Source organism: Blautia hominis, from assembly GCA_002270465.1.
Classification (GTDB): domain Bacteria; phylum Bacillota; class Clostridia; order Lachnospirales; family Lachnospiraceae; genus Blautia; species Blautia hominis.
Map to the genome: position 1 here is coordinate 664,295 of NQOF01000001.1, position 19,250 is coordinate 683,544.

General features: G+C 48.4%; 15 protein-coding genes. 4 read left to right on the plus strand and 11 right to left on the minus strand.

Annotation, left to right across the window (positions count from 1 at the left end):
* Nucleotides 1-102: 102 nt before the first annotated feature.
* Nucleotides 103-1,233 carry an ROK family protein gene (locus CI595_RS03105; RefSeq protein ID WP_095171588.1) on the plus strand — a complete coding sequence of 377 codons (1,131 nt, stop codon included), beginning with the start codon at nt 103-105 and terminating at the stop codon, nt 1,231-1,233.
* Nucleotides 1,234-1,276: 43 nt separating this feature from the next.
* On the opposite strand, the gene CI595_RS03110 is transcribed toward CI595_RS03105, so the two are convergent.
* Complete coding sequence (locus CI595_RS03110; RefSeq protein WP_095171591.1) at nt 1,277-3,085, minus strand: sensor domain-containing diguanylate cyclase; 1,809 nt, start codon at nt 3,083-3,085, stop codon at nt 1,277-1,279.
* Between the two features lie 150 nt (nt 3,086-3,235).
* Here CI595_RS03110 and CI595_RS03115 point away from each other — a divergent pair, with 150 nt between their 5' ends.
* Complete coding sequence (locus CI595_RS03115; protein WP_095171593.1) at nt 3,236-4,297, plus strand: endonuclease/exonuclease/phosphatase family protein; 1,062 nt, start codon at nt 3,236-3,238, stop codon at nt 4,295-4,297.
* A 68-nt stretch (nt 4,298-4,365) separates the two neighbouring features.
* Nucleotides 4,366-4,692 (plus strand): hypothetical protein, encoded by a 327-nt coding sequence (locus CI595_RS03120; protein WP_095171596.1) that lies wholly within the window; start codon nt 4,366-4,368, stop codon nt 4,690-4,692.
* Nucleotides 4,693-4,794: 102 nt separating this feature from the next.
* Here CI595_RS03120 and CI595_RS03125 read toward each other — a convergent pair whose 3' ends face one another.
* The 10 genes from CI595_RS03125 to CI595_RS03170 form a co-directional block, all read right to left on the minus strand.
* Nucleotides 4,795-7,239 (minus strand): PAS domain-containing hybrid sensor histidine kinase/response regulator, encoded by a 2,445-nt coding sequence (locus CI595_RS03125; protein ID WP_095171599.1) that lies wholly within the window; start codon nt 7,237-7,239, stop codon nt 4,795-4,797.
* A gap of 239 nt (nt 7,240-7,478) precedes the next feature.
* Complete coding sequence (locus CI595_RS03130; RefSeq protein ID WP_095171601.1) at nt 7,479-8,408, minus strand: TDT family transporter; 930 nt, start codon at nt 8,406-8,408, stop codon at nt 7,479-7,481.
* Nucleotides 8,401-9,645 (minus strand): NAD(P)/FAD-dependent oxidoreductase, encoded by a 1,245-nt coding sequence (locus CI595_RS03135; RefSeq protein ID WP_095171603.1) that lies wholly within the window; start codon nt 9,643-9,645, stop codon nt 8,401-8,403. Before CI595_RS03135 ends, CI595_RS03130 begins: the two co-directional genes overlap by 8 nt.
* Nucleotides 9,646-9,648: 3 nt before the next feature.
* Entirely contained in the window at nt 9,649-10,071 is a 423-nt protein-coding gene (locus tag CI595_RS03140; protein WP_095171605.1) for a 4Fe-4S dicluster domain-containing protein, read from the minus strand.
* A gap of 12 nt (nt 10,072-10,083) precedes the next feature.
* Nucleotides 10,084-12,156 carry a molybdopterin oxidoreductase family protein gene (locus tag CI595_RS03145; protein WP_095171607.1) on the minus strand — a complete coding sequence of 691 codons (2,073 nt, stop codon included), beginning with the start codon at nt 12,154-12,156 and terminating at the stop codon, nt 10,084-10,086.
* Between the two features lie 272 nt (nt 12,157-12,428).
* Nucleotides 12,429-13,115: a Crp/Fnr family transcriptional regulator gene (locus CI595_RS03150; RefSeq protein WP_095171609.1), complete on the minus strand. Its 687-nt coding sequence runs from the start codon at nt 13,113-13,115 to the stop codon at nt 12,429-12,431.
* 265 nt (nt 13,116-13,380) lie between these two features.
* Entirely contained in the window at nt 13,381-13,695 is a 315-nt protein-coding gene (locus CI595_RS03155; protein ID WP_147737689.1) for a hypothetical protein, read from the minus strand.
* A 131-nt stretch (nt 13,696-13,826) separates the two neighbouring features.
* Complete coding sequence (locus CI595_RS03160) at nt 13,827-15,215, minus strand: MFS transporter (RefSeq protein WP_095171613.1); 1,389 nt, start codon at nt 15,213-15,215, stop codon at nt 13,827-13,829.
* A gap of 101 nt (nt 15,216-15,316) precedes the next feature.
* A complete protein-coding gene (locus CI595_RS03165) occupies nt 15,317-16,843 on the minus strand; it encodes an FGGY-family carbohydrate kinase (protein ID WP_095171615.1) in 1,527 nt (508 codons plus the stop codon).
* A 138-nt stretch (nt 16,844-16,981) separates the two neighbouring features.
* Nucleotides 16,982-17,758, minus strand: coding sequence for an SDR family oxidoreductase (locus tag CI595_RS03170; protein ID WP_095171618.1), 777 nt, complete (start codon nt 17,756-17,758; stop codon nt 16,982-16,984).
* A gap of 261 nt (nt 17,759-18,019) precedes the next feature.
* Between CI595_RS03170 and CI595_RS03175 the strand changes: the two genes are divergently transcribed.
* Nucleotides 18,020-19,141, plus strand: a complete 1,122-nt coding sequence (locus tag CI595_RS03175) for an ROK family transcriptional regulator (protein WP_095171620.1) — start codon at nt 18,020-18,022, stop codon at nt 19,139-19,141.
* Nucleotides 19,142-19,250: the final 109 nt, after the last annotated feature.

Below are 19,250 nucleotides of genomic sequence, written 5' to 3' on the forward strand. Positions count from 1 at the left end.
TAGGAATTGTCTTTTTCTTTTTCCCATACTAAAATAGAAACAGCAGCAGTAACCGGCGAGATACGGAACCGATGCAAACAGCAATATCCCAGGAGGAAATTCATGATGACAACCGGCATGACCACAATGGAAATCAAAAAGATAAATAAGAGCAAAGTATACCATCTCATATATGACAGCCACACCATCTCCAAGCAGGGGATCGCCTCTGCCCTGCAGATGGGTATGAACACTGTGACACAGAATCTGAAGCTTCTGGAGGAGGAAGGCTTGATCGAACGGAACGGTTATTTTGAATCCACAGGCGGCAGAAAGGCCCAGGCTATCCGCATTCTGCCCAGGGCCAGAATATCTCTCGGTATTGAGATACTCAGGAAAACCCTGCATATTGCCGCTGTGGATCTATACGGATGCATTCTGGAACAGGAATCTTACCCCCTCCCTTTTCATGTCTCAGATGCATACTGTGAAAAAGTAGGGCAAACGGTAAATGCTTTCACAGAAAAATATAGGCTGCCCCGGCAACAGATCCTGGGCGCAGCGATCGCAATGCAGGGCCTGATCTCCACTGACGGTACCTCTGTAAGTTATGGCAGGGTGCTGGACCATACCGGTATGAAGCTTTCGGATTTTGCCCGCCATATTCCCTATCCCTGCCGCCTGGAACACGACTCCAAAGCAGCCGGTTATCTGGAAACCTGGCATCAGGAAAAGTTCCGGGATTCCATTGTAGTCCTGCTGAACCAGAATCTGGGCGGGGCTGTCATTCTGGATGGAAAAGTGCATAACGGCCTCGGCATGCACAGCGGTTCCATAGAACATATGTGTATCAATCCTGACGGCCCGCTCTGCTACTGCGGGGAGCGGGGCTGTCTGGAAACCTACTGTTCCGCGGACAGTCTGGAGCGGGCGGCAGGGACCGACATTCCCGCTTTCTTCGGACAACTCCGGCTTGGAACCCCTGCCTTCATAAAGATCTGGGAGGATTACCTGCGGCACCTGGCGTTTGCCATATGTAACCTGAATGTGGTGCTGGACTGCTATGTCATTATAAGCGGATATCTGGCCCCCTACTTTCTACCGGAAGATTTGGAACGGCTCACACGTATGATCACAGACGCCTCCCCATATAAACAGCAGAAGGATTTTATTTTTCTGAGTACCCACGGACAGCTTGCACCTCCCGTGGGGGCGGCTCTCTATTATATAGATGAATTTTTGCACGAAATATAATAAGGTATGGGAACAGCCCCTGTGTGGACAGTTCCCATACCTCTTATCCTTCATAAAAACAAACTTGGTCTTTTCCGCGCTTTTTCGCCTCATAAAGTGCCTTATCTGACTTTTGGTAAAGCACAGGAAATGTTGTTCCGTCATCAGGCGCCACAGCGATCCCTATACTGACCGACAGGCTGCATCCCTTGAACTCCTTCGTCAGGCTGCTCTGGAAATTTTCCATAAGCTGCTCTGCCTTTCTGGAAATTTTCTGCCGTTCATTCACATTCCTCATAAACACCACAAACTCATCGCCGCCCATACGTCCCGTAAAGTCATCTCCCCGGAAGGTGTTCTTCATACAGGCTGCAAATAACTGCAGAACCCGGTCCCCCTGGGGATGGCCGCAGGTATCATTCACATTCTTGAAATTATCCAGATCTAAGATCAGAAAAGCCCCTGCATTGCCGCTCTCCTCAATGACCATATCCATCTCCTGCTCCAGTGCCCTCTTGTTCTTTAAACCGGTCAGGGAATCTCTGGATGCACTTTTCACAGCCTCTGAAAGCTGTTGTTTCTGGCGGCTGATATCTATAAAGGCGCACTGGACAACCAGATGACCTTCCTGTCTCTGCACATCAAAATTCCCGTAAGCCCATTTGCTCTGCTTTTTTCCGCATCGGATCAAAAACTCCCTGGACACCAGCCCCTCTTTGAGATTCTGAAACCACTCACGGTCTCCGCTCTCCAGGACCGGCCAAAGGAAGCTTCCGTATTTCTCCTGATACTCGTCCGAAGAACATTCCATGAACTGGTAAAAACCGTCATTGGAATCCAGGATCGGCAGATTCTCATCCAGGCGAAAACGGACAATGGCACTGGGCACAGTCCGGTAAATAGAACGGATATTCTCATATGCCTGCTTTATTTTTTTATGGGTCATACGGCGGCTGTTCAGCATGACAAAAACCATCAGACCCAGCACCAGCAGAACGGAAACACAGTACAGTGCCGTGCCGTCGATCACATCCCTTGTCTTGGCGTCCACCACATTACAGGGGATCACCAGAAGCAGATACCAGTCATTGATCCCCACAGCCGTATACTCTAATATATATTCCTCACCCTTTTTTTGGTAACGAATATGTCCATTGTCTTTCTTTTTCATATGCTCTGCCAAATCCTGCAGATTCTGCCTGGTGAATTCTTTACTGACCACTTTTTCCAGGTCTTCCAGCACATTCTCTTTGGCGTCCCCCTGCTCTGAACGCACTAATATTTCTCCGGAGGAATCCGTTATATAGTTGTACCCTTCTCCATTGAAATATTGGATGGACATTAAATATTCCAGCTGGTCCATGGTATACTGTCCCAGCACGATCCCTTTGATTTCCCCTTCCCGGTATATGGGTACGCTGATGATCATCATTCTCCTGCTGCTGTCGGTTCCAACCAGGCTCTCCACGGAGCTTTCCCCCTGCATCGCCTTTTTGAAATAATCCCTGTCCTTTACATTCCTTTGCTGCTCCATGCCGTTGTAATACATATTGCCGTGCAAATCCACAACAGCAAGCTTTGTAAAACGGGTTATATTGGATTTCTGCTCCAGGATATCCAAAACCCGCTCTGAATGGACCGATGTTTTCTGTCCCCCGATAGAATCCGCGATCCCCTCCAGATACAGATAATCATTGTTTATCCGCTCATTGATCAGCTTTATACTCTGCTGCGCAAGCTCCTGCGCATAGGCATTTGTTTCATTTTCCAGAATGTCATAAATATAAGCAGCATAGAAGAAAGATGCCCCTATGATAAACCCAATGGCCAGGGTGAGGATTCCGACTGTGATCCACCTCTTTTTTTTCTGCATATCATTCCTTCTTCCTGAACGCCGACTCCGTGTCTCTTCTATATATTATATAGGAGCGCGGATGCCCCGTCAATTTGAATTAAAGAAACTCCTTTACAGTTTCCCTTGCAGTCTATTATAATGAAACTATAACAAAAGAGGAGGAAGATTATGGAAAAAGCAAAAACCGTTTTCAAAGGCATTGGTATCCTTTTACTGGTTCTCATTGGTATTTTACTGCTTCTTGTGGTTTACCTTACCGTTAGGGAATACCGTCCAAAGGCAGAGGAAACCGTGGAGGGGAATTACAAAGACGGTGAACTGCTCTCACTGGGCCGTCCTTTTTCTGTCATGAGCTACAACACCGGTTATGCATCCCTGAGTAAAGATGAGGATTTTTTCATGGACGGCGGGAGCAAGGTCAAACCCGGCTCCAAATCCCTGGTGGAAGACAACCTGGACGGTATCACAAAAATCCTTCAGGATAATCCCTCTGACGCGTATTTCTTACAGGAGGTTGACATCAATTCCACCCGCTCCTACGGCATAGATCAACGCAGCATCTACAGCGAAGCTCTGAACAAAAACAGCTTCTTCGCCTATAATTTCAAATGTGATTTTGTACCCTACCCGATTCCTCCTATCGGGCATGTGGAAAGCGGCCTGGTCACTCTGACGGACAACTATGTTACAGATGCTGTCAGACTTTCCCTGCCGGAGTCCTTCTCCTGGCCGGTAAAGACCTGTAATCTGAAACGCTGTCTTCTGGTTACCAGATTTCCTCTGAAAGATTCCTCCAAAGAACTGGTGCTCATCAATTTCCATCTGGAGGCTTATGACAGCGGGGAGGGTAAAATAGCCCAGAGCAAAATGCTTGCAGATGTGCTGGCCAGGGAATATGAAAAAGGAAATTATGTCATTGCAGGGGGAGATTTCAACCAGACCTTTGAGGGCGTAGACAAATATCCTGTCACCCATAAGGAAGACTGGGTTCCCGGTGTGATCGGGGAAAGTGACATCCCCGAACATTTTTCCTTTGCCATAGATGATTCCTTCCCCACCTGCCGTCTGCTGAACGCCCCTTATACCGGGTCATACGATACCTCTCAGGTGTATGTCATTGACGGTTTCCTTGTATCCGACAACCTGGCGGTGAGAAATGTAAATGTCATTGACGTGGGGTTTGAATACACAGACCACCAGCCGGTGCGTCTGGAAGTTGCTTTCAAGTAAGCATACTGATTTCAAGGATTTCCGCATAGAGTGTCTATAGAGGATATTCTGTGAAAAGGAGTCTTTACATGAAGGAGATCAGCCATATTCATTTGAAAAACCAGGGAAATTTTATTGTGCGTCCCGGCTTTGTCTATGTGGACTGCCGGGGCTGCCGGATTTATGAGAAGGGGCACACCATGCTCCCACCCGGAGCTTCCGCCACCATCAGTCTGGAGGATCACGGAATCCCGGAAGGTTCCTGTATCACTTTTTATGCGGAAGTCCCTCAGGGACCAGACCGGGAGGCTCATCAGATTTTTATTTACTCGGATTCCTGCCGGAATACTGCCCGCTATGTCATCAGCGGCACAGCCGCGGACAGTACACTGGGCTTTATCTCCGATGTATGCTAACTTTATACAGACAGAAATGCAAAGGTCAGGTATCGTCTGGTACCTGACCTTTGCATTTCCTATCCCATTTCCCTGTAACTCAGACAGGATCACGCACCACCTTTATTGCATCCATCTGTTTAGAACATCCAGCAGCCGCTTAAGTTCAATGGGCTTGGCAATATGATCATTCATACCTTTATCCCTGGCTCTTGCCACGTCAGCGGTAAAAGCGTCCGCTGTCAGCGCTATAATGGGTACAGTCCCCGCATCACAGCGGTTCAGGGAACGTATGGCAGAAGTGGCGTCATAACCATTCATGACCGGCATCTGGATATCCATCAAAATGGCATCATATTCACCCACTGCGGATGCTTCAAACACTTCCCGGGCACGCTGTCCGTTCTCCACTGCGTCTACAGCGAAATTCTGCATCTGGAGCAGCTCCACCGCGATCTCACGGTTCATGTCATTGTCCTCTGCCAACAGGATCTTTTTGCAGTCTGTCTGCGTATGTATATTCTCATCCTTTGATTCTGCCGCCTCACCCAGATCTGAAGATATAAATATATGGAGTACCTGCAGCATTTTGGACTTAAACAGCGGTTTTGTGATAAACGCATCTGCTCCTGCCTGCAGAAATTCCTCCTCGATTTCCGAATAGTCATAAGCGGAAACAATGATAATTGGCACATCGCTGCCCAATTCTCTGCGGATGGCTTTCACTGTCTCCAGACCATCCATCTCCGGCATCTTCCAATCCAGCACAACGGCAAAAAAATCATCCTTCTCTTCATGGGCTTCTACGATCCGCCGGACAGCCTCCTTACCGGATAATACCCAATATCCCCGCATTCCCAATTCATTGAGCAGTGCCGCTGCACTTTCACAGGTTATTTTATCATCATCCACGATCAGTACCGGCAGACCGGCAAGTTCCTCACTGTATTCCTCTTTTTCCAGACAGAGTTCAAGGGGAACGGAAACGGTAAATTTACTGCCCTTCCCAAGCTCGCTCTGCACATGGATGGAACCGTTCATCATCCTGACAATATTCTCCGTAATGGTCATACCCAGGCCTGTGCCCTGCAGTTTACTGATGCGAGAATCCTCTGCCCTGGTGAATGGTTCAAATATCCGGGGGATGAAATCATCGGCTATCCCTATCCCATTGTCGATACAGATAAATTCAAACTGGCTTTTCCCCGGAGACGGTGCGTGCAGTTCATTGATGCGCAGTATGACCTTTCCTCTTTCAGGGGTATACTTGATCGCATTGGACAAAAGATTCATGAGGATCTGCTGCAGCCGGTCGCCGTCAGCAATGATATTCTCATGCCGTACCTGGCCGATACTGATTTGAAATTCCTGCTGTTTTTCTGTCACCAGAGGGCGGCACATGTCCGTTATATTCTGGACCAGCTCCGGCAGATTGACCTTTTCCGGCGTCAGATCGATTTTCCCGCTTTCAATCTTTGACATATCAAGGACTTCATTGATCAGACTGAGCAGATGACGGCTTGATGTGCCGATCTTGTTGAGACAATCCCGTATCTTTTCCGGAGAATTTATATTGGCCTGGGCAATTACCGCCATTCCCATAATAGCGTTCATGGGTGTCCGGATATCATGTGACATGGAAGAAAGGAAGTTTGTCTTCGCCTGATTGGCTATCCTGGCAGCCTGGCAGGCTTCTTCCAGGGCGATGCGCTGTCTCTGCTGTTCCTCCCGGTCATTGGTCATATCAATCCCCACACTGTAAAAGGACGGGATACCATCCCAGCTCTCCTCAGCACTCACATAGCTGAACGTCATGGTGAGGATTTTAATCCTGCCGCTGCGTGTGATAATGCGGGCCTCGGTGCTTGTATCTGCGCCATTTTCTCTGGAATTCTCCATGACCTTTACCGCCCGCTCCAGATCATCCGGGTGCACATAATCACAGCGGGAATGCAGTTCTGCTTCAAACTGCGATTTGGTATAACCGATCATCTGCAGAAAACCGCCTCCATACCATAGAACCGTCCGCATATCCCTGGCGTCCACCCTGGCAAACCCACCGGGGATGGTCCGGATGATGGCTTCTTTTTCCCTGTCCTTTTTTGCCATGTTGTATTCCATACTGTGGTTATCGTGGGACAACTCCAGGCGTGCCCTGTGGCCCTCCCAGTACACAATACGGTTCTTGATCAGAAATGTGCGGTCCAGCACAGGATTATAAAATTCCCATTCATAGAATTCATCTTCTGTCAAAAGGTGATTGGTACAGAAGGGACAGGGGCTGGTCCTGCCCTGTATTACCTCATAGCATTTGCGGCCTGCCACCTGCTCAAACGGCCTGCCCAGGGTTTCACAGGAAGACGAATTCAAATACAGAAGTTCATATGTCTCCAGATCGGCCAGATAGACATTTCCCACATATTCATCCATCATCCATTTAAAATAATCTGATCTTCTATCCGAATTGCAGGTTCCCTCTCCCAAGCCTGACAGCCCGCTGCACTCACCGGATGGCATGTTCCCCTCAGCTCTGTTCACTGCAGGGTCTGTATTTCTTTGACATTCCATGTCTTTCTCCTTCAACCAATTAATCCTCTTATCCCTCAAAACACCTGTATCAAAACAAGTCTTCCTCGTTTGTTCACATACATATTTATGTATTATATCATAAATAGCAGAAATAGCAAATAATAAGAAAATGGTTCACAAGAATAACAAGGCGGAGAATATCCGATCTCCAAATATTCTCCGCTGTTTTTTCAAAATATCAAGTTTCCGTCCCTATATCGGTCCGTAGACGATCAAATTTATCTTGCTTCTATTTTTATAAACATCATAAAGAAGCGAAGCAGTACATAGCCGATGATCATGGTCGTGATAAAAGTCTGGAAACCTGCAAGCTGGATCACTGCATTTCCCAGTGCTTCTTGTCCTCCTTCTGTGAGGAAAGCCCCCATTTTTGCGGACGCCACAATCCCGATGGCCATGGGGAAGGTCATGCCTGCATACCCCGGAGCAAAGGGGAAGGAAAAAAACTTAGGCAGTTTTATAAGAATAAACACCAGGGACGCCAGCACACAGAGGTACAAAAATGTCACCAGAACCTGACTCGGTTTTTCCAGAACATTCAGCACACTCACCACACAGAGGCTGCAGGGTGCCAGCAGGACAGCCATAGTGTGGTAGACCGCTGGCTTAACTTCCACTTTCATAAGTCTCCATATCATGAACGGGACCAGGATCACATAGATAGCGATCCCATAATATGTCACCACGGTCAGGATCCCCTTGGCATTCATGGCTCCACCCGTCACACAGCTCACCATGATACCGTTATATGTAACAAACCAACTGGGCACAAAGGTGCTGATCTCGCGTTTCATGATCATGTTGCGGACAGTGAACACAAGCAAATGCACCGTATGGATGGCCAGGCCCGCTCCCCAGATGAATTTTCCCGCTGTGAATCCCAGTTCAAAGAAGTAACTGCCCAGGATCATCGTCACCATGGAAAACCCTGCATAAAGACTACAGGGCACTACTGCCTTATACTCTTCCAGACAGGTTTTGGGAAAACGGATCATTTTTACTATATAGCAAATCAGGATCACCACGGCTGTCCACATCATAACATGTCTCAGCCAGCTATAGCCAAACCCTGCATATACATTGCTCAGAGTCAGTGCTCCCACAAATGTGGGCAGTATGGGCACAGGTAATTTTTCCAATCTATTCATCTTTTGTGTCCTCCTGATAATAATATTCAAAATTGTCGCTCACATGGAAAAAATCGGAGTAGTCTATCTCAAATATGGGTTTCTTCACCTTTGACACGTCAATCCTCCTGGCAATTAACTGCTGGAGAACACCACTGTAGGATAGATCCCCCTGGATGACCGCACCCAGGATCCGTCCGTTTTTATGGATGATCTTTTTGTACCCCTCTCTTCCCTCCTGTGTCTCCACAAGCTCTGTCTCATCTTTAGGCTCTGCCTGTCCCAGGGACATGGTGGGGATACCAAAGAAATTCATGGTGGACTTACTGGCAAAGAAATCTGTCATCTTCCGTTTCACCCCAGCCATATTGCTGCCGGCGATAATGCCCTCCTTGACAGCCACGGGCCAGATGGGTGCCCTGCCGGATACATCCCCGGCCCCGTAGATTCCCGGCACGTTAGTCTCTCCGGATTCATCGAAGAGAAGACCGAAGCGGTCGGTCTCCACCCGGCATCCTTCCAGAAACTCCACATTTGCCCGCACACCTGCCGTCACAATGAGGAAATCACAGGGGATCTTGCTGCCATCTGAGAGAAGGAGTTCTTTTACATTTCCATCCCGGCCGGTAAAAAGTTCCTGTACGCCCACACCATAATACTGCTTTACTCCTTTTTCATCCATAGCTGCCTCATAGACAGAAGCTGCCTTTTTGTCAAGCTGTTTACACAGCAGATGGTCCGCCAGCTCCACGACCACTGGCTTTACCTTGTTATCCAGCAGTCCGGAAACCGTATCCAGGCCCACAAGCCCTGCCCCCATGACAACCACATGGCTGGCCTTTGGCAGTGCCGCCTTGATCCTGTCAATATCGCACAGGTTCCTGAAACCAACCACATTCCCGGCCTCCCTCATGCCTTTTACGGGAGGGATGAAAGTATGGGAACCGGTTGCTATGAGAAGCCTGTCGAAGGAAACACGCTCCCCATCCTCTAAAAGAACGGCGTGCTCCCGGCAGTTTACAGATACAGCCTCTCTGCCTTTCAAAAACTTTATTCTGTATTTTTCCGTAAAATCAGGTTCCGTAAAATCAAGCTGCTGTATATTCCTTATATTTCCCAGATAATGATGCAGGATGCATCTGGAATAAATGGTTTCATCCCTGGAGATCATGAGGATCTCCCCGTCCCTGTCCACCCTGCGGATCTCTTTTGCCGCATTGACGCCTGCTGCGGAGGAACCCAGAATCACATATCTCATACCCTACACCTCCTCAAATGTTATGGCCTGCATGGGACATTTCTCCACACACATGGGGGCGCCTTTATGGTCGCGGCTCCTGTGCACACACATATTACACTTCATAATTTCCTTATGCTCATGGCTGTCACTTTTCAAGATACCGAAGGGGCACGACATGATGCACATATAACAGCTGGCACACCGTTCCTTGTGGTATTCCACATAGCCCGTCTCAGGGTTCTTGCTCATAGCTCCTGTCATACAGGTATAAACACACTCCGGTCTCTCACAGTGCCGGCAGAATATGGGGGCCGGTTTTGTCTCACTGTCGATCACCACACGGTTTCTGGCATCCCCGCTGTCGGTCTCATGGCTGACCACACAGGCGGTAACACAGGTCAGGCAGCCGATACATTTGCTGCGGTCTATTTTTATCCGATACATTTTGGTTCCCCCTTATCTTTTTTCAATGCGGACAGCCGCTGATTTGTAGGATGGTTCTTTGGAATAAGAGTCATAGATGGATGGGGTGAGCTTGTTGCACTCCATATAATGGATGGGCGCGTACAGCTCGTCCTCCCTGACATTTTCCGTTATCTTTACAGCAAACTCTGCGTTCCGGCCGTTGGCGGAACAGACACGGATCTTCTCGTTTTCTATTATACCGTGATGTTTTGCTGTGTTTGGGTGCATGTAGAGATATGCTTTCTTCAGGGAGACATCCTCCACGAATTTCACCTCTTTTGTCCTGCTCTGTGTATGCCACTGCCCAACAGAACCGCGCCCGGTGTTAAACACAAAGGGAAACTCTTTGGTTACAGGCATGGGATTTTCCATAGGCTTCTCAAAAATAAACTGTGCCTTTTGGGAGGGAGTAAAAAATTTACCGTCCTCGTAAAGCCTTCTCTGGTCTTCCTGCAGTTTATCGCCTTCCCGGAACGGCCACTGGATGCCATGGGAATTTTCCAGGCCCTCCCAAGTCACCCCTGTAATATCACAGGGCATCCCTCTGGAACATTCCTTCATCAGGGCAAAGCAGTCCTTTGGTGTCTCCCAGCCGTGAAGCAGATCCCCCATCCCCAGGGCTTTTCCCACTCCTAAAATGGCCTCGTAGTCTGATATCTCATTTTCCTGTCTCGGAAGTACCTGCCGCATAGCTGAAAGTCTGCGTTCCAGGTTGATATAGGTGCCTTCCTTTTTCATACCTGATACCACAGGGAAAAATACGGTGGCCCCCTCCGCGCTCTCAATGGTGTCATAGATATCCTGCACCACGTATAGCTCCAGTTTTTTCACAGCCTCCGCAAAGGTTTCATTGTTGGTCCAGCTATGTCTTGGATTGGTGCAGAGGATCCACAGACCCTTGATCTCCCCTGCATTGATTCCCTCAATGATCTGGTTATAGGTCTTGGTGGGTTTCTCCGCCAGCACACTTTCCTCCACGCCCAGAGCTTCTGCCACCCTTGCCCTTCTGGCGGGATTGGTGAAATCGCCCCCTGCATAGAGTACGGCAGTATTGCTGTAGGCCCGGGAGCCCATGGCATTGCACTGGCCTGTGATGGAGTTTGCTCCTGTTCCGGGGCGCCCCATATTGCCTGTCATTAACGCCAGATTGATCACAGCCTGGGCGGTGCGGACAGCTTCATACCCCTGGTTTACACCCATGGTCCACCAAAAAGAGACACGTTTGCCGGTGTGGATCAGCTCCGCCAGCTCCAGGATCTGTCCCTCCGACAGGCCTGTCGCCTCTGCTGCCCGGTTCAGTGTATAGTCTTTCACAAACGCCTTGAATTCCTGGAACTTTTCTGTGTGCTCCTCTATGTATGTTTTATCAATATAGCCTTTCTCGATCAGCAGATTGGCTATGGCATAATAGAGGTACAGATCGCTTTTATGCTTCAGGCTATACCAGTAATCCGCATTTCTGGCACTCTCAGACTTTCTGGGGTCTATGACGATCAGTTTCTTATTGTGATTGTCTTTGATCTTCCCCCACATGATGGGGTGTGTCACCACCGGATTAGCTCCTATAAGGATAATGGTGTCAGACAGCTCCAGATCCTTTAAGGTATACCCCGGGGCATCAAAACCGTAGCTCTGTTTATGTGCCACTACCGCGGTTGCCATACAAAGGCGGGTGTTTCCGTCCACATTTGTCTTCAGATAATTGCGCATCACATGGCCGAACAGTGCAAACTCTTCCATGGTGAGCTGTCCCGTACTGATGCCCGCCACACTCTCTGTCCCGTATTTTTCCTGAAGCTCTGCAAGCTTGTCAGCCACATACTGAAAGCCCTTTTCCCAGGATACTTCCCGCATGGTCCCGTCTGCCTGCCTGATCTTAGGAAGAGGGGACGGTTTTTTAACGGTAAGCTGCTTGTCCAGGGACAGACCTTTGATACAGCAGAATCCGTCATTGACCGGATACCCTTTTGTGGGCACAACTTTCATGATCCTGCCGTCCTCCACGTAAAAATCCAGATTACAGTCTATGGCACAGTAATTGCAGGTGGATTGTATTTTCTTCATGACTTCCTCCTATTTTCCTTATTTCAATCCTGTTCGGTAATTTCACAGAGTACGACTACTTCTTATATAGATGCATGGATCGACCTCATGTCAGTGTGGGATACCGATTCCTCTCCGCCCGCCGCTGCCGTTACCCTTGTTCTTGGTGATGCTCTCTCCACCTGCAGAGGTGGGAGAATGTCTTCCATGCTTTCTTCTATATAAAAGGATAACGCCATACACGCAAAAAAACCGTGACATAAATCACGGTTTTAGACAATGTTCCTAACTGCTCATTCTTTAAAGTACCGGTTTAAAGCATCCGGGTTTGGTATCACAAAAGTATTCTTATCATAGCGGACAAGCCCATGTTCCACCAGGACTTTAAGCTGGCGGGAAGCTGTCTCCCTTTTTGTTCCCAGCATATCCGCAATCTGGGTCACGGTGAGTTTCAGGCAGATACGGACACCGCCCTCCTCCTTTTTCCCGTAATCACGTGCCAGCTTCCACAGCTTGGCTGCCATTTTCTTTTCCCCTCTTGTGGCATTGGTGGTATTCTTTAGCTGACGGTACAGTCTCCGGACTTTATGGGACTGAGAGGAAAAAAGGAAACGCATGAGTCTCCCATCTGTTTCCATCAAAGACAAAAGCTGCTTTCTGGGGATTGCCAGAATCTCCGCGGCCTCCATGATCTCACAGCTCACAGGTTCCGGCAAATCCTGAAGTATCTCCTCATTCAGGATACTGCCTTTTCCCAGGACGAAGATCACCTTCTTTTCTCCCATGGCATTCATCTTATATAAGGCAGCCGTCCCGCTGACCACGGCATAAACCGTGACGATCTCCTCCCTCTCCCGGTACAGGTGCTGGCCTTTTTTCATCTGTAGCAGCACACTGTACCGGGACAGATGTTCCAGACTGGACTGCCGGATCTCCTCTGCACCGAAGATCATCTTAAGTGAACCTTCTATATCCGTCACCCTCACGCTCCTATCTTACGTCTTTTTATCTCCAACCGCGTCCATGACTGCTGCCAGCCGTTTTGCTGACGCGCGGCATGATTTTTCCTAAGGCTCATTATAACGTAACAGATGACGAATATCTACCTATATTTATATAAGATACTTAATTTCTGTTAAGAATCGTTACCGTTCACAGTCCAATGTCCCGGGAGGTGTTTTCCCAAAGAGATGCTGCGCGATGCGCAGCAAAATCCCGAGTTGGCTAGTATACTATGAACCGTAACTAAGAGTCGGATACATGTATAGCGTTCAAATCTATATATTGGTTATAAAAATATCCGATCCCCACAAGCAGCATCAGCAAGACTACCAGGAACAAGATAAAATAATACTGATGCTCACTGTGCATGACACTTATCTTATAATTCATAAACCAAGTCTTTACGGATTCACTGCTGCCCAGAATCAGGATGGCCGCCTGTATGGCCGGAAACACCAAGATCTCCGTATTCTCTCCCAGCATAAAATATGCGGGAACAGTAAGTATGAGTGTCAGGGCAAAGAGGATCCAGGCCCTTTTATTATTTTGAAATATCATATTGCATTCTCCTTCCACTGTCCTTTCCCGCATCTTAAGACGGTTTTCGCAGAATGTCAATAGGCTGCTCACAATATCCGTTTTTTTCTGCCTGAGGTACATCCCCTTATGCCCATCTGTTCAGCCCAGGCTCAGTCCGCGCGCAGGGAACGCCTTCTTCGCTCCAGCTCCACATCCATATTTCCCCGCTCCTTATCCAGTCTGTAGAAGCACATCACAACGCCGATGACTACACAGAGCACCATGGGGATCCAGATAAAGCTGGCCTCAATGTATGCAAGTGCCTTAGGCGTCTGGGCTGCGTTTGCCACATAGCCGCCCTTTTTCAAGAGCAGACCGATGATGGCGCTTGCAAGGCCCATACTGGCCTTTACAAAAAAGCCCTGAAAAGCGGCAATGAGACCTGAAACACTTTTGTTTTTCCTGTACTCAGAATAGTCAATGACATCCGGCTGAATGGCAAAAGTGGTTCCAAATATACCGTATATGCCCAGTCCTGTCACAGCCAGGCCGATGATCAGGCATACTGCCGAAGATTTTCCAAAATAGATCACAAAATCCCCGATGATATAAATAAGTACACTCAGAAACATTACATTCCGCTTCGACATTTTCTTCTCCAGATAAGGCAATACGAGAAGCATGGGAAGTCCTGAAAGGATTCCGAAAAGTCCCACAAAAGTCAGCCATTGGGTCTTCTGGAGATTGTAAGTAAAATAATAGATAACTGTAGTATTCCGCACCACATAGATGGCAAAATAGAGAAAGTTAACTGCAAAAAAGATCACACTCTGGCCTGTCAGTCCTTTTAAATCCTGTGCCAGGGAAGACTTCTCCCGTTTTACCGAAGGAGGCACCACTTCCTCTGTGTTTAAAAATGTCACTACAAAAATAAGCATGGCTGCGATTCCGTAGATGGTCATGGTCACCAGGTAGCCCTTCCTGGCATTTCCTTTTCCGAAAAACTCCACAAGGGGAGAGGTGATGGTCATGACAATGGCGGTTCCGATCATAGCACAGATCATGCGGGAGGAAACCAGACAGTTTCTCTCATGCAGATCTGAGGTCAGCCGGGGAACAATGGTATTAAGCGGAATGTTCACCACTGTATAAGCTGTACAGAGCAGACAGTATGTAACATAAGCCCAGACGATCTTTCCTGTCATATGCAGATCCGGCACAAAAAACGTCATGACGGTAAATATGGCAAAGGGAACTGCGCCGATCAGGAAATAAGGCCTGCCCTGTCCCCATTTTGTGTGGGTCCTGTCCACCAGGATCCCCATGCCTGTATCCGTCAGTGCGTCGATAAACTTTGTTACCAGCATCAGCGTCCCCGCCACTGCCGCTGAGATTCCAAATACGTCTGTATAAAATATCATCAGATAAGACGCCATGGTACTGAATACCAGATTGCATCCCAGGTCCCCCACCCCGTATCCGATCCGTTTCTTCCATTTTGCTGCTCCTTCGTTTTTTGCCGCACGTGAAGGGTTCTGCAAATTTGCTGTCTGCTCCATTCTTCTTCCTCCCTAATCTCTTTCTTTTTCATACTTTCCTATTGGTATTCCCAATTACGGTCCACAGCCGCCGTCCGGGGCGGTGTTTCCCATGGCAGTCCCTACTCTGCCAGTTTTGTGAGCTTTTTCATATCCTCTTTCAGGTTCTGATAGATTGAGTGGTACAGCTTAAAATATTCGTTATATTTCTCATGGTTCTTTGCATCCGGCAGGATCATCTCATCCAGCACCTGCCATTTTTTCACTTTCTCATAGGACAGGATTCCGGTTCCGATCCCTGCCAGGATCACATCCCCCATGTTTGCCTCCACATCCTGTTTCGGACAGACCACCGGATACCCGGTCACATCAGCAAAAATATGTCTCCACACCTGGGATTTTGTTACGCCCCCGGCAAGAAGGATATACTCCCCAAGGTTCTCATTGGTGGCTTCCATAGCGTCTCTCAGGGAATAGGCAACTGCCTCCAGAAATGCCCGGTACACATGACCTTTTGTGTGTGTCAGGGAAAGCCCCACAATAGTTCCTTTTGCATCAGAGTCCCAGACCGGGCTTCTCTCCCCCATAAAATAAGGAAGCACAACCAGTCCCTCACTTCCCGCAGGGATTTTCTCTGCCTGCCTGTTCAGGAAATCGTAGGCATTGCCCCTTCCCTCTGCTTCCGCACGCATTTCTTCCTCCGCAAAAGTATTTCGGAACCATTTGACAATGGCACCTGCCGTGGCTCCTCCCGCAAAATAATAGGAGAGGTTTTTCGCGTCATACAGATACGGCCATACGATCAGCCCGTTCCCTTTTACGGGCTGATCGGAAATCAGGGCCGCACACATGGATGTTCCGATCGCCGCTGCATAAATCCCTGACTCCAGCACACCCAGGCCAATATTGGCAGCGCCGCAGTCAATGCCCCCTGCAATGACCGGCATCCCTTCCATAAGCCCCAGGTCCTGTGCTGCCTCTTTTGTCAGGCCCCCTACAATATCCGTGGATTCCACAATGTTTTGGGGCATTTTCTCCATGGGGATCCCCATGGCCTCCATCATTTCCTCTGACCAGGTTCTGGTCCGCATGTCGAAAATACCGCCGATATTTCCGGCTGAGGAGTAGTCAATAGCAATTTGTCCGGTGAGATGGTAGATCACATAATCATTGGGCGGCAGGAAAAGCTCTGTCTTCTCCCAGTTTTCCGGTTCATGGTTCTTGATCCACAGCATTTTTGTGTACCCATAGTATGGGTCCGCACCGTTCTGTGTGATCTCTAACAGTTTCTCCTCCCCGATGTGCGAGAGAACCCAATCACTTTCCTCCTGGGCTCTCCGGTCCATCCATATGAGGCAGGGGCGCACCGGCTTCATATCCTTGTCCAGGGGAATCCCGGAACCTCCGTAGAGGCCGCTGACAGCAAGGCCGCTTATGTCCTCTTTTGCCACACCGGATTTTTTAACCGTTTCCCGTATAGAAGCAAACGCTGCGTCAAGCCAAACCTTGGGCCACTGCTCCGCCCATAAGGGACGTGGTGTCAGTACGTCGTACTCCACCAGATGCTTTGCGATCAGTTTCCCCTCTGTATCCATTAAAATAGTCTTTGTACCGGATGTGCCGATATCTGTGCCTAATAAATATTTCATCCTGTTCTCCTTTGGCAGACATTTATAGTAAAGGCATAACGATTCCGTAGGTCCGCGCACTGACTGCGCTGACCGTAAAAAGTGTTCAGCAGCCGGCCCCATCGCCAAAGGCAAAGCCGCTGAACAGCTGCAGATTTTTTAAAAGCAAGTAAAAGCGCCGTCCACAATGAAGTCAGAACCTGTGGTAAAGCTGCTGGTATCTCCCGCCAGATACACGGCTATGGACTGCAGTTCTTCGGGGCGTCCCATACGTCCCATAGGCGCCATGGCATTCCACTGTTCGATCAATGGTTTCAGGCTTGGGGAATTGAGTGTCAGCTCTGTTCCCATGTATCCCGGGCTGATACAGTTCACCCTCACACCGCGTTTTGCAAACTCAATGGCCATGGATTTTGTGAGCTGGATCACACCTGCCTTTGACGCGTTGTAGGAACACTGGGGCTGAGGTACATTTACAATGTGTGCTGACATGGACGCTGTGTTGATGATAGAGCCGTGTCCCTGTTTCAGCATCTGTTTTGCGGCTGCCTGTGCTGTTAAAAATACACCGCTTAAATTAATATCAATGACTTTTTTCCACTGTTCATAGGTCATCTCCTCACAGGGGATATTCATGCAGATGCCCGCATTACAGAATGCGGCGTCCAGCTTGCCGAATGTGCCCACGATCTCTTCCATCATGGCATTGACTTCTTCGGGCTTTGTCACATCCGTCCGGATGGCAATGGTCCTCACACCGTTCTCCTCCCCAATGGCTTTTGCGGTCTTTTTCGCTTCCTCAATGTCCACATCCACGATCGCCACATCACTGCCTGCTTCCGCAAGCGCGATCGCGATCTGTTTGCCGATGCCTCGGGCACCTCCTGTTACAAAAGATACTTTTCCGTCCAGTCTCATTTTCTCGATAATACCCATGGTCTCTCTCCTTTTCTTGGTGATATTTGTTTTGTGATTTAATTTTATAAAATCATTTTGTAAAATCTATTTATATAATAATCCCCGAACGCCAATTCGTCAATATGTATAACTATCCAAATATTGGGTTGCATTTTTATGAATTTCTACCAACGGTGTTTGTGTTATACTCTATTGTGTAAAGTTTTTTTATAAATATCCTTTATAAATCTAAGGCTGCTGGGTATCTCCCGCTGCCTGCCGGAAAGGAATGAAAAGAATATGGGAAATATTACATTGACTGATATAAAGAAAAACAACTACTCTTTAATTTATAATCTTCTGTACGAGCAGGAAAAGCTCTCCAAGCAGGAGATTGCAAACCAGCTTCACTTGAGCCTGCCAACCGTCACACAGAATCTGGTTGCACTGGAGGAGGCCGGACTGATCGAAAAGGGAGGACAGTTTGAATCGCAGGTGGGAAGAAGGGCTGTTGCCTACACCGTCTGCCCTCAGGCAGGAATTGGGATCGGGGTGGAAATATTAAAGAAGCAGGTAAGGATCCTGGCCGTTGACCTAAAAGGTCAAATCTGCAGCTGTGTGGAACATAAGCTTCTCTATAGAAATGACGATGCCTATTATAAGGAGACTGCAGACTTTGTCAGCACCTTTATCCGGGACAGCGGATTTGAAGAAGGACAGGTTCTCGGAATCGGATTTGCTGTGCAGGGCCTGACAACGGCTGACGGGCAGGAGATCATCTTTGGCAAAACACTGGGATATACAGGGCTTAAGATCACGGCTCTTTCCGGACATCTGAAATATCCTTGTATGTTTCTCCATGACGCCAAATGCGCTGCTGCCACAGAGCTGTGGAACCGCAGGGATTTGACGGACGCCATCTATCTCTCGATCGGAAAGCATCTGGGTGGTGCCGTGATCATCGGGGGACAGACTGTGATGGGAAAACAGAACCATGGCGGTGCCGTGGAACATATGACCCTGATCCCAGGAGGACGGCCCTGTTACTGTGGAAAATCAGGCTGTATGGAGACATACTGTTCTGTCAATGCGCTTATACATGAGGAGGAGACATTGGAGGAGTTCTTCACCGGACTTAGAGATGGGGAGGCGGAGAAAAAGAGACGTTTTGATGAATATCTGGATCATCTTTCCACAGCGGTGAATAACCTGCATATGGTGATGGACTGCGATGTGATTCTGGGAGGACATATGGCGCCTTATCTGACAAGGGCGGATATGGATATCCTGCATGAAAAAGTATGGGAAAAATCTGCCTTTCCGGATGAGGAGGATTTTATCTTTTTGTCGGAAACTGCAAGGGATTCTGTGCCGGTTGGGGCGGCGCTGGAATTTGTGAGGGGATTTTTGGACAGTATTTAATGTAATTGCTAAGGAGCGGAGGCAGGCAGTATAACTTTGCTGCTGCCCCTGCTCCTCAACAGATCTTCGGTGCTCTCTTTGGAATGGAAGGACCTTAAAAGGTGAATAT